The sequence below is a fragment of the Acinetobacter sp. L-24 genome, assembly GCF_056857555.1.
On sequence record NZ_JBSXNI010000047.1, the window covers coordinates 164,600 to 177,401 of the forward strand.

The following is a 12,802-nucleotide window of genomic DNA, read 5'->3' on the forward strand; positions in this document are numbered from 1 at the left end:
ACATGTTTTAGGTCTCGTATTGCTCGAACAGCGAAGAGATCAGATTTTTTTCCTATTGCTATGAAAACTATGAAATTTGTGTGCTATAACAGTGCAGACAGTTAACAAATGAAACACTGCAAATGCCTTCCATTTGTGCAGTGAATAATATTAGGGTGAATCACGTTGGAACTTCTATCTGGTGGTGAAATGCTTGTTCGCGCATTAGCGGACGAAGGCGTTGAACATGTTTTTGGATACCCAGGCGGCGCAGTTCTTCATATTTATGATGCGCTATTTCAACAAGACAGAATCAATCATTATCTCGTACGTCACGAACAGGCTGCTGGTCACATGGCCGATGCTTACTCACGCGTGACAGGCAAGACCGGTGTTGTGCTGGTGACTTCAGGTCCGGGCGCAACCAACACGGTGACCCCAATTGCAACGGCCTATATGGACTCAATCCCGATGGTGATTTTGTCAGGTCAGGTTGCGAGTCATCTGATTGGTGAAGATGCATTTCAGGAAACCGATATGGTCGGTATTTCACGTCCTATCGTGAAACATAGCTTCCAGGTGCGTCATGCCAGCGAAATTCCTGCGATTATCAAGAAAGCCTTCTATATTGCGTCTTCAGGTCGTCCAGGTCCTGTAGTGATTGATATTCCAAAGGATGCGACCAATCCTGCAGAGAAATTTGCTTACGAATACCCAGAAAAAGTGAAGATGCGTTCGTATCAGCCACCGTTCCGTGGTCACTCAGGTCAAATTCGTAAAGCGATTGAAGAACTGATCCATGCTAAACGCCCAGTTATTTACTCAGGCGGTGGTGTGGTTCAAGGCAATGCTTCAGCACAATTGACAGAGCTTGCGCATCTATTGGGTTATCCAGTGACCAATACCTTGATGGGTCTTGGCGCATTCCCGGGTGATGATGAACAGTTCATCGGTATGTTGGGTATGCACGGTACTTATGAAGCTAACATGACCATGCACAATGCAGATGTAATTCTGTGTGTGGGTGCGCGTTTCGATGACCGTGTGACCAACAATCCTGCAAAATTCTGTCCAAATGCTAAAGTCATTCATATAGATATCGACCCAGCGACAATCTCAAAAACCATTATGGCGCACATTCCAATTGTCGGTGCTGTAGAGCCTGTACTGAATGAGATGTTGAACCAGTTGAAACAGCTTAATGTTTCTAAGCCAAATCCTGAAGCGATTGCGGCATGGTGGAAACAGATCAATGAATGGCGCAAGGTTCATGGCGGTCGTTTTGAAGCGGGTGTTGATGGCGTGATGAAGCCACAACAAGTGGTTCAGGCATTGGATAAAGTGACCAATGGCGAAGCGATCATTACTTCTGATGTCGGTCAGCATCAGATGTTTGGTGCGATGTATTACAAATACAAACGTCCACGTCAATGGATCAACTCAGGTGGTCTAGGCACCATGGGTGTAGGCTTGCCGTATGCAATGGCTGCGAAGCTTGCATACCCGGAACAGCAAGTGGTGTGTATCACCGGTGAAGCATCGATTCAGATGTGTATCCAGGAACTGTCGACCTGTAAGCAATATGGCCTGAATGTAAAAATCCTGTGCCTGAATAACCAGTCTTTAGGGATGGTGAAGCAGTGGCAAGATATGAACTATGAAGGACGTCATTCAAGTTCTTATGTAGATTCATTGCCTGATTTTGCCAAACTGATGGAAGCCTATGGTCATGTCGGTATTCAGATTAATCATGCCGATGAGCTAGAGTCGAAGCTTGCAGAAGCGATGGCGATTAACGACAAGTGCGTATTTATTAACGTTATGGTAGATCGTACCGAGCACGTTTATCCGATGTTGATTGCGGGTCAGTCGATGCAGGATATGTGGTTGGCGAAAGGGGAGCGCACGAAATGAGACATATTATCTCTGTACTCGTAGAAAACGAATCAGGCGCGCTTTCCCGTTTAGTGGGTTTGTTTTCACAGCGTGGCTACAATATCGAAACATTGAATGTTGCTCCGACTGAAGATCCAACGCTTTCACGTTTGACATTGACCACCTATGGCGATGATCACAAGATTGAGCAGATCACCAAACAGCTTAACAAGCTGGTTGAGGTGGTTAAAGTGGTGGACCTGTCTGAAGGTGCACATATTGAGCGTGAATTGATGCTGATTAAAGTCAAAGCATTGGGTTCATCGCGTGACGAAATCAAACGTACGGCAGATATTTTCCGTGGTCAGATTGTCGATGTAACACCAACGACCTATACCATTCAAATCGCAGGGACTACTGAAAAAGTGGATGCGTTTATTGATGCACTTGCAGAACACACGATTTTAGAAGTGGTTCGTTCAGGTGTATCAGGTATCGCACGCGGCGAAAAAGTACTCACCATCTAAATTTTAAGTATTTCCTCATCTGAATAAGAAGAGGGGGTCAGGCAATGTAAATTTAAGGGTCATTGCCTGATTTAACGGACAAACAAGCATTTAAGCGGAGACAGCAATGCAAATTTTTTACGATAAAGACTGTGACTTATCTATCATCCAATCTAAGAAAGTAGCGATCATTGGTTACGGTTCACAAGGCCACGCGCATGCGCTTAACCTGAAAGATTCTGGTGTTGACGTAACTGTAGGTTTACGTGCGAACTCTGCTTCTTGGAAGAAAGCTGAAAATTCAGGTCTTAAAGTTGCTGAAGTTCCTGCTGCTGTAGCACAAGCTGACGTAGTGATGATTTTGACGCCAGATGAGTTCCAATCTCAACTTTACCGTGACGTAATTGAGCCAAACATCAAGCAAGGCGCTACTTTAGCATTTGCTCATGGTTTCTCGATTCTTTATAACCAAGTTGTTCCACGTGCTGACTTAGACGTAATCATGGTTGCACCTAAAGCTCCTGGTCACACCGTACGTTCTGAATACCAACGTGGTTCAGGTGTTCCTGACCTTATCGCGATTCACCAAGATGCTTCTGGTAATGCGCGTAACGTTGCTCTTTCTTACGCTTCAGGCGTAGGTGGCGGCCGTACAGGTATTATCGAAACTTCATTCCGTGAAGAAACTGAAACTGACCTATTCGGTGAGCAAGCAGTTCTTTGTGGTGGTGCAGTTGAATTGGTTAAAATGGGCTTCGAAACTCTTGTTGAAGCTGGTTATGCGCCTGAAATGGCATACTTCGAATGTCTACACGAACTTAAATTGATCGTTGACTTAATGTTCGAAGGCGGTATCGCGGACATGAACTACTCAGTATCGAACAACGCTGAATACGGCGAATATGTAACGGGTACTGAAGTAATCAACGAACAGTCTCGTGAAGCAATGCGTAATGCACTTAAACGTATTCAATCTGGTGAATACGCGAAGATGTTCATTCAAGAAGGTGCGTTGAACTACCCATCTATGACTGCCCGTCGTCGTCAAAATGCGGCGCACGGTATCGAAGTTACTGGTAACAAGTTACGTGCGATGATGCCTTGGATTCAAGCGAACAAAATTGTAGATAAAGAAAAGAACTAAGGTTTCGTGCCTTAAAAAGAGGAAAGCAGCGCTTGCCTCTTTTTTCGTACCTTGGATCCAAGCAAACAAAATCGTTGATAAAGAGAAAAACTAATTTCTCGAATTATTTGATTTGAATGCGAAAACCCACTCTATTTGAGTGGGTTTTTTATTTCTATGTTTACGTGCCTTAAAAATGGGAAAACAGTACTTTTCCATTTTTTCATACCTTAGATTCAAACAAATAAATTCTCTAGTTGGTTGATTTTCATGCTATAAAAACCTTGCCAACGCGGGGGGGTATAGGGGGAAATAATGAAAAAAGTATTATCTGACGAACAAAAAAGAAAATTGAGAATCTTAGAACCTCGATTAGAGAGAGCGATTTTAGAGAAAAATTTAAAATTTGCTAAAGAGATAGTGGTAGATCTCCAGTCATTATTAAGACCCACACAGCATTTTGTTAGATTAGTTCAATCAAAAAATAAATTATGTGAGTTAGCAATTGAATTAGGGCAGTTTGACTCAATTTTAAAAATTTTAGAGTCCAATATTCAGGTATTAAAACCTAAAACAAGAATTTATATTGAAACAATATCATTGTTGGCAATCTACCATTTACGTCTAAAGGAAGTTGATAAGGCTAAAAAATATATTAAAGAGGTTCTGGAAAATCATATGGTTATCAAGACAGAACGAACTCGAAAAATTTTTCATAGTGAAATCATTGATCGATTTAATCAAGAAGTGGCAATTGCGACTCTCACAGGTTTTCATGATTTTACAATTGATCAAGACGAAGTAGAAAGAGAAGCTATACGTATGATTCAAACTTTATCAGATGATGAAATTTATGCAGAGATAGGCAGGCTTTCACCTCAGTCAACAAAAGATTTGATTTATGTAGTGCATGATTATTCTTTAAAACAATTACCATTCACACAAAGAGTAATGTTACCAAGCCCTAACCAAAAAATTAAAGATAAGGAGGTTGGAGTAACTGTTTATGATGCAGTAAAAAGAGTGTTGTATAACTCAATGTGCAATCCAGAAACTGAAATTTATAAAGCATGGTATACGAATGGTTTGCAAGTTTTCCTAACTAAAAAATATATTTTAACTACTGTAATTAGTTCGCTAACAACTTTAGGATTTGGGGCTACAATGGTTGTAGCATCTTTGGTGGCATTAATCACAAAGTTTGGAATTGAAGTGTATTGTGAGAAGAATAAGCCTTTATATATTTCCCATATAAGGCAAGTTGCAGAGTGATGGTTTAAGAAGCGTAGATATATTCATATGCTAAAATCCTGCCTTATTTTTCATCTCCCAAAAATAAGACAGAGCGTAAAAACTCATTCTTATTGATCATGTCCACACTCAATTTTTTATTATTTGATTTGTATAAATCAATTATTGAACTGTAATTGTACGACCTCTAAAAAATTCAATTAAAAAATATTGAAATAAACATCACTAAACTTATTTTTATATATCTGTTAAAGTAAATATTATTTTCTTATTTTTACCTTGAGGTCAATCAAAAAAAATATTTATTAGAATATAAATTTTGAAATTAAATTTTTAAATATTAAAATTATTGATAAATTAAATTAATAGTAATTAAAATTTAATAATATTATAAAATTAATTATTTACTTTGTTACATTTTTATACTCTAGGTTCAATATATGCTTTGTGTTGTTTGATTGTAATTGTTTGTTTAGCTGAAAAATATTAAACTTTTATGATGCTGTAAAAATAACTATAAAAAATAAAAAAAATAATTTTTTTAAAGGGTAGTATCTGGAAATTGTAAGCATTTGTAAGATTTATTTCCAGTTTAAATTGAGTAATTTGAAAAAATAATTATATCAATGTCTTGTGGGTATTTTTATCTATTAAATGAAGTGTGGTGAAAGTATGGAATGCTTATAATTTTAAATGGATTGTATTTGTAATAATTTATATATAAGTCTAAGTGCTTATAAAACAAATAAATATATAGATAGATAATTTTATAAAAATATAGGCGGCTATATTGTGAATATTAAAGCTTTGTACGCTAATGAAAATAATCGCACTAATATGAGTCTGCGCTTAGAAAAATAGCTCTGAATTCTAAGAGTTGGGATATAAGCGTTAAAAATAAAAGAAAAATATATTCTTTTAAAAAAAGAAATGGAGAAAAACATGAAAAAAATGACTCAAGCCACATTGGCAGCACTCGTACTGGGTTTTGGTTTTAGTTCAACAGCTCTATACGCAGCAGAAACAAACCGAGGTGGTCCTCCACAACAGGGTCCAAATAAACCTCATAAACCAGGCAAACATGGATGTGGAGACAAATGTGACGGAAAAATTGATATTGTTTTAGAAGTTCCAAGACATTGTGATTTAGATGTTGAGACGCCTCGATTAACACTTGCACAAACCACGGGAGGTAATTGGAGCGATGCGGGCTTCTTTAATGTCAGCACAAATGCCCCTTATCGATTAAATATTAATCCACTAAATACTTTGCGCAATGGTGAGAACTCTGTACCTGTAGTTGTGACTACTACACGTGGTGGAAAAGCTTATTATGGCACTCAGTCAAGTACCAAAGGGCAAGCTCATCGTTGGGATGTAGCAGCTACAGTAGCTGGTAGTGCGGTTGAAGCAGCTGATGCCGGTACTTATCGTGGTGTATATAACGTAGAAGTTCGATTCTAATAATAAGAAATTTTTTATATAACATTTTGAATAAGTAGGAGATGTACTACATCTCCTATTTTAATATTTTTATGATTAATAATAATTATATTTAGGTTTAGGAGTGAAATATGATTAAAAAAATTATAGGATTTTCTATATTGTTTTTGTTTAGTTTTTCTTTATCAGCGGGAATAAAATTCAGTCCTATCCAACTCTATATTCAAGATTTTAAAAGACAGAAAAGTACAACTGTTAATATTGAAAGTACAGGATTAAGTACTTCAAAAATATATGAAATTAGTGCATTTAAATGGCAGCAAAATGAAAAAGGTGAAGATGTTCTATTGGAGGATAATACTTTATTGTTTAATCCAAAAACATTTGAGCTAAAACCTGAAAGTAAACAAGTTGTCCGTATCGGGTTTAGCCAACCCCCATTAAATTTAGAACAACAGCAATCATGGAGGATCATTTTCAAAGAAGTAACACCAGTTGATGATAATTCTTCGATTAATTTTTTATTTAATTTCTCACTGCCTTTTTTTGCTGGAAAACAGGTTACACCACAATTAAATATAGATCTGCAAAAAATTAATGAACTGGCTTATTTAAATGTAAATAATTTATCTAAATCTCATGCAAAAATTACCGAAGTTATAGTATTGGATAGTAAAAATAATCAACTTATGAAAAAAGATTTTGTTCAATATATTTTGAGTGGAAATAAAATTAAATTTGAACTTGGGGAATTAAAACAAAATGGAGATTTGAAATTAAAAATAAAAGTGGAAGACCATGAGGGATATTTGGAATTTCCTGTAAAAGCCTAGAAGATGCTTATAAAAAGAATAAATAGTAAAAGGATGATGCTATGAAGGTCACTAAAATTCTTCTAATGATCGCGTGTGGGATGGGGTTAACAAATGTAAATGCTGAAAATGTTCAACAGACGGTGCAGCAAGACAATTTAGAAATGTTCATCGTAAATATATGGGTAAATGGCTTGGACTATAAAACTGAAGCAATTCATTTTTCTGATGGAGGGCAGAGATATATTGAGTGTGAGGCTTTATCCAGAATCGGAATTCACATTGAAAGGATCCCCCGTCACTTGGTCAAGAAAGAATTCTGTTTATTGAAGCAACCAGGTGTAACAGTTGAAGATGATTATAGTTTACAAGCCATTAAAATTAATTTTCCAGTCAATTATTTTGAAGATACTCGTTATGAATTAGAGGTAGAAAGTCCCGAGAAAGCGAATTTTGGAGGGTTTGTTAATTATAGCTTATTTTATAATAAAGATGATAAAGAACAAGAATTTAATACATTTTCAGAAATTGGGATATTTAAAGATTATTGGTTATTAAAAAATGCTTTTTTATATCGTAATGAACCTGAAGATATTGAAGAAGGATTTTTACGTGTCAATACGACGCTCGATGTTGAGTTTCCAAAAATCTTTTCAAGACTTACCTTGGGAGATACGACGAGTCCTTATAGCAGTTTAAATAATTCTTTTCGGTTTGGGGGGCTAAGCTTTGGTACCAACTATACCAATCGTCCAGACTTTGTTTACTGGAATGCGCCGACTTTAAATGGGAGTGCAAGCGTACCTTCAACAATTGATCTATATATTAATGGGGTGCGTTTATATCGGGATTCTGTTACCCCCGGTAATTATAATCTTCCTGCTGGAGCAATGCTAAATCAGGCGGGTGATGCGCAAATTGTTGTAGAAGATATTTTAGGGAATAGGACAGTCCAGAGTTTTCCCGTTTATATTAATAGTCGATTATTAAAACCAAAATTGAATGAATATAATATTTCATTGGGTAAATTAAGATATAACTATGATTATGTCGATGATGATTATCGGGAGTTTTTTACAAAATTGTTTTATCGGCGGGGTATAACGTCTTCAATGACCTTGGGAGGAGATTTTTTATATAGTAAAGATGTCAGCAATTTTGATTTTTTATGGACACAAGGAATAAGTAAATACTTGCTTATGGATAGTGCATTTTCAGTTAGCCAGACAGAAGCGGATGATGAACAAGGATATGCGGCTTCGATAGCCCTGAGTCGGGATTTTAGAAACTGGTCCTTTGGTATAAATAGTCGATATTTTACTCAGGAATATCAATATTTAAGTGGTGATATATATGACTCTAATATTGAAGCCTCAAATATTCTATATTTTAATTTTTCCAATTTGGGATTCATTGATGGATTAAATCTTAGTTATATTTATCAATCTTATTATGATCAAAATGGTTTTAGTAATGATACTCAGAAAATTTTTGATATTCGAGCTTCAAAAAGCTTAACAAAAAAATTATATACAAATTTTGGCTTTTATAAAGATTTTGGGAATGATGGGGATCATGGTTTTAATATCGCTTTATCTTATGATTGGGAAGAAAAGGGTCAAATTTATTTAAATCACGATACTGAAGATAATGAAACGAGTTTAAGTTTTAGTCACAGAACGATGACTCAGAATGGTTTTGATTATGTTTTGGGGGTTAATCGCACTGAAGAAGAAGTGAATTACAATGCTTATGGTTTATGGAAAACCAGTATTGGTAATTTACAACTTTCCCATGATGAATATGAGGGTCGTCGTAATTCACAGGTTATGTTTGAGGGTGCTTTGGTCTGGTTGGGTGGTAAAATGGCATTTACCAAATATGCTGATAATGCTTTTGCTCTGGTTGAGGTGGATCAACATCCAAATCTTGATATCTATCGCTCAGCGAGTCTAGCTGGAAGCACCAATAATCAAGGCTATATGTTTATACATAACATCATCCCTTATATCCATTACGATATTTCTTTTGACCATAACCAGTTAGCGATGGAAGAAACTTTTGAACACTCTTCTAAAAAAATGATTGGTCTGGATCAACGTGGATATAAGCTGGATTTTCCTATCTATAAAACCAAACGTATTGCGCTAAGAATTAAAGATGCACAACAAAATAATTTAGTTATAGGCTCTGAGGTTCTTGTGGATGGTCTAAGTACAGAACCTTCTTTTGTTGATAGTCAGGGTATTGTTTACCTATATCTATTTAAAGCAGGCACTTACAACATTAAAGTGAAGACTAATAGAGGACAGCAGTGCCAGGCTCAATTCATTCTGAATGAAAACCAATTCCAGAATGCAGACAAACAAATTCTGGAAACTCTATGTAAGTAGGAGTAGAAAAATGAAAAAACTCTTTTTATTTATTACCGCACTCAGTATGAGTGAAATAGCCATGGCCCAATATTGCTCGATTGATGGTTTTACCACTCCAGAATTACGTCTAGCCAGCTATCAGCGTAGTCAGGCTGCCACTTCATTTAATATTTCATGTGATACTGGCTATTCAATTTTATTTAATAGTCAGAACCTGGTGAGTTCTAACGGGATAAGTTATGTGTCTAACGGTCCTAATAAGTTGCGTACCAAATTAAATTTGAGTGGTGCAAATAGTGGGTTATGGGGAGTCAGAGTGAATCAGGGAGCTTCACAGAGACAGAAATATGTCGTTTCAGTTCAACTCGAAGAGAATCCTTTTAATGGGGTTCCAGCTGGAACTTATCGTGATCGGATTTCTGTCGATATTAATTTTTAAATCATAGAAATGAGGGAATTATATGGAGATCTGTATAAAGTGAATATCTTTTTAGTCTAAGAAATAATTGATATTCATTTATTTTTTAATATAAATAATAATTTAGAAGATTTATTTTTGACTTTTTTTAGTTATTTTTATTCATCAAATAGTCATGAGATCTTTCTATACTGGGTGAAAAATATAAGCGAATAGGTGCGAGATGCAACAAATTTCCATCTCAGAATTATTAGAGCAAAGACCTGTTATTCACAAAATCCAGTTTGATTTAAAAGAACAACGTAAACAGGCCATTCATGACAAAATAGTCCTAGAAGATCTGACACGGTCCCGTTTAAAAATTGCCATCGTTACCGAAACTTGGCCTCCTGAAATCAATGGTGTTGCCCATGCTTTATTGCAACTTTGTAAAGGATTACAAAAACAGGGGCATAAGATTTTATTAATACGTCCAGAACAACGACAAGCTTGTAATGATTTTCAACCGCATAGTGAATGTCTGGTTAAAGCGCATTGCATTCCTAAATATAGTAATTTGCAGTTTGGTAGACCGCAATTTCTAAAAATCCATCAAGCTGTTGAAACTTTTATACCCGATATTATTCATATTGTGACCGAAGGCCCTTTGGGTTTGGTAGCTCAGCAGCTTGCAAAATTCCATAAAATTCCAGTCTCTAGCGGTTTCCATTCGTCATTTCAGGAATTTAGTCGGTTTTTTGATTTGGCCTTTTTACTGAAGCCAATTCAAGGTTATTTAAAGTGGTTTCATAATAATACTGATTTGACCTGTGTCCCGAGTCGAGGCACGGCTCAAGCCTTAAATCAGTTTGGTGTAACTTGTCCCTTGGCAGTCGTGGGCAGAGGCGTCGATCCAGATACATTTTCACCAAAGTGGCGATCACCAGATTTGCGCTATGCTTGGGGAGTTTCCAACGAGACCCGGGTGATGTTGTATGTCGGACGGCTTTCTCCTGAAAAGGAAATTGACGTGCTGATCAAAACCTATTTTGTGCTGCGTCAGGTTCGTCAGCAAGATGTGCGTTTGGTGGTGGTCGGAGATGGGCCGGATCGCACTCGACTGCAACAACTGAATCAGGATGGTAGCATTGTTTTTACCGGTAGCTTGACAGGGGAAAAACTGTCAGCGGTGTATGCCAGTGCAGATGTATTCTGTTTTGCCAGTCAGGTAGAAACCTTTGGAAATGTGGTATTGGAAGCGATGGCCAGTGGCTTGCCAGTGATTGCTTATGATTATGCTTGTGCAAATTTGCATGTGCAGCATGGTGAAACGGGATGGTTGAGCAGACTTGGACATCAGCAAGGTTTGATCCAGCAGATGCTCGGATTGCCTGATCTGCAAAAATTGCAACAAATGGGCGCGCAAGCACGTAAAAAAGCCGAAAAGGTAGGCTGGCAATACCCGGTCCGGCAATTTGAACAAGCACTGTATTCACTGGTACAGTATCAGGAATACAGGATATAAAACAAGAAAGGAGCAACAGTGTGAAACTCCAGAATGTAAAAATTAAATTTTTAGAAATCGATTTGAAAGGCTGTGTTTATCTGAATCATTTTTCGCATTCAGTCCGTATTGCCACTTTTTTTAAAATGATTAGCCGCTTAGGAAATGGTGCATTTTGGTATTTCATGCTGATACTGGTTTGGATCATGCAAGGCTTGATCTATACCGTGCAGATTGTTTATCTGATTTTGGGAAGTACCATAGGTACTATGATTTACAAGGTGCTTAAAATCAAAACCGTACGGCCACGTCCTTATCAGGTGCATCAGGTGATCCGTCTGGGTGAGCATCCACTGGATCATTTCAGTTTTCCCTCGGGGCATACCTTGCATGCCGTGATGGCAACCACCGTTTTAGGTTATGTCGCACCTTTATTACTGATGCTGATGCTGCCTTTTACGATTCTGGTCGCAGTGTCCCGAATGGTGTTGGGATTGCATTATCCAAGTGATGTGGCAGTTGGCGCAATTCTGGGTGGCATGATGGCAATTGCTATTGTCCTGACCGCACCTTATCTGAATATTGTGCTGTAAAAATAAGTGAAAGCCGGAGCAAAGGCTCGCAGATTTTCACAGATTTGTTAAAGTACAGCATCAAAGCAATTATGGTGAGAAATAGAGATGGGTTTACGTTGGACTGACACTCTCGATATCGCGATTGAACTCTACGAAGCGCATCCAGATGTGGACCCGCAGTGGATTCGTTTTACTGATTTACATGCTTGGGTATGTGCTTTGCCTGAATTTGAAGATGATCCAACCAAGTCGACTGAAGGTCTGCTTGAAGCCATTCAAATGGCATGGATTGACGAGGCACGCTAAGTCCTCATCTTAAAAAAGCATTTTTTTACAGATGAAAAGCAGAAAAATGCGCATTATCTCGGTATAATGCGCCAAATTTTCATGTCAACAATTGACTTAAGGAGCCTATCATGGCTATCGAACGTACTTTATCTATCGTTAAACCAGACGCAGTTGCTAAAAACCACATCGGCGACATCTTTGCTCGTTTCGAGAAAGCTGGTCTTCAAATTGTTGCAACTAAAATGAAACATTTGACTCAAGCTGAAGCTGAAGGCTTCTATGCTGAGCACAAAGAACGTGGTTTCTTTGCTGACCTAGTTGCATTTATGACTTCTGGTCCAGTTGTTGTTTCAGTTCTTGAAGGCGAAAACGCTGTTCTTGCTCACCGTGACATCCTTGGTGCGACGAATCCTAAAGAAGCTGCTCCTGGTACTATCCGTGCAGATTTCGCTGTAAGCATTGATGAAAACGCTGCTCACGGTTCTGACTCTGTAGCATCTGCTGATCGTGAAGTTAACTACTTCTTCGCTCAAACTGAGATTGCTCCACGTACTCGTTAATTCGCAGTATTCAAGCCAGATAAGTGTTATTATACTTATCTGGTTTTTTTATTCTCTGAATAATTCTTTGCTCACATATTGAGCTTCTCCTTTCATCTTTAGACATGGTTTAGG

The 12,802-nt window shown here is 37.5% G+C and carries 12 protein-coding genes; all 12 read left to right on the forward strand.

The window, feature by feature from the left end; translation table 11 throughout:
* Positions 1-165 precede the first annotated feature (165 nt).
* Positions 166-1,893, forward strand: a complete 1,728-nt coding sequence (locus AC13CK_RS15200; RefSeq protein WP_004278370.1) for an acetolactate synthase 3 large subunit — start codon at positions 166-168, stop codon at positions 1,891-1,893.
* Positions 1,890-2,381 (forward strand): acetolactate synthase small subunit, encoded by a 492-nt coding sequence (ilvN, locus tag AC13CK_RS15205; RefSeq protein WP_004278369.1) that lies wholly within the window; start codon positions 1,890-1,892, stop codon positions 2,379-2,381. The genes AC13CK_RS15200 and ilvN overlap by 4 nt, the downstream gene beginning before the upstream one ends.
* Before the next feature lie 106 nt (positions 2,382-2,487).
* The gene (gene ilvC, locus AC13CK_RS15210; protein ID WP_004278368.1) at positions 2,488-3,504 is read left to right on the forward strand and encodes a ketol-acid reductoisomerase; all 1,017 of its coding nucleotides are present in this window, start codon (positions 2,488-2,490) and stop codon (positions 3,502-3,504) included.
* 294 nt (positions 3,505-3,798) lie between these two features.
* A complete protein-coding gene (locus AC13CK_RS15215; protein ID WP_425879169.1) occupies positions 3,799-4,755 on the forward strand; it encodes a hypothetical protein in 957 nt (318 codons plus the stop codon).
* Positions 4,756-5,676: 921 nt separating this feature from the next.
* Positions 5,677-6,198 (forward strand): hypothetical protein, encoded by a 522-nt coding sequence (locus tag AC13CK_RS15220; protein WP_005107882.1) that lies wholly within the window; start codon positions 5,677-5,679, stop codon positions 6,196-6,198.
* A gap of 110 nt (positions 6,199-6,308) precedes the next feature.
* A complete protein-coding gene (locus AC13CK_RS15225) occupies positions 6,309-7,010 on the forward strand; it encodes a fimbrial biogenesis chaperone (protein ID WP_482831290.1) in 702 nt (233 codons plus the stop codon).
* Between the two features lie 41 nt (positions 7,011-7,051).
* Positions 7,052-9,382: a fimbria/pilus outer membrane usher protein gene (locus AC13CK_RS15230; RefSeq protein WP_482831291.1), complete on the forward strand. Its 2,331-nt coding sequence runs from the start codon at positions 7,052-7,054 to the stop codon at positions 9,380-9,382.
* Positions 9,383-9,392: 10 nt separating this feature from the next.
* Positions 9,393-9,803, forward strand: a complete 411-nt coding sequence (locus tag AC13CK_RS15235) for a hypothetical protein (RefSeq protein WP_086044098.1) — start codon at positions 9,393-9,395, stop codon at positions 9,801-9,803.
* Between the two features lie 202 nt (positions 9,804-10,005).
* Entirely contained in the window at positions 10,006-11,286 is a 1,281-nt protein-coding gene (locus AC13CK_RS15240) for a glycosyltransferase family 4 protein (RefSeq protein WP_482831292.1), read from the forward strand.
* Positions 11,287-11,306: 20 nt separating this feature from the next.
* Positions 11,307-11,858, forward strand: a complete 552-nt coding sequence (locus AC13CK_RS15245; protein WP_168730661.1) for a phosphatase PAP2 family protein — start codon at positions 11,307-11,309, stop codon at positions 11,856-11,858.
* A gap of 87 nt (positions 11,859-11,945) precedes the next feature.
* Complete coding sequence (gene iscX, locus AC13CK_RS15250; protein ID WP_004278360.1) at positions 11,946-12,146, forward strand: Fe-S cluster assembly protein IscX; 201 nt, start codon at positions 11,946-11,948, stop codon at positions 12,144-12,146.
* 110 nt (positions 12,147-12,256) lie between these two features.
* A complete protein-coding gene (gene ndk / locus AC13CK_RS15255; RefSeq protein WP_004647460.1) occupies positions 12,257-12,688 on the forward strand; it encodes a nucleoside-diphosphate kinase in 432 nt (143 codons plus the stop codon).
* Positions 12,689-12,802: the final 114 nt, after the last annotated feature.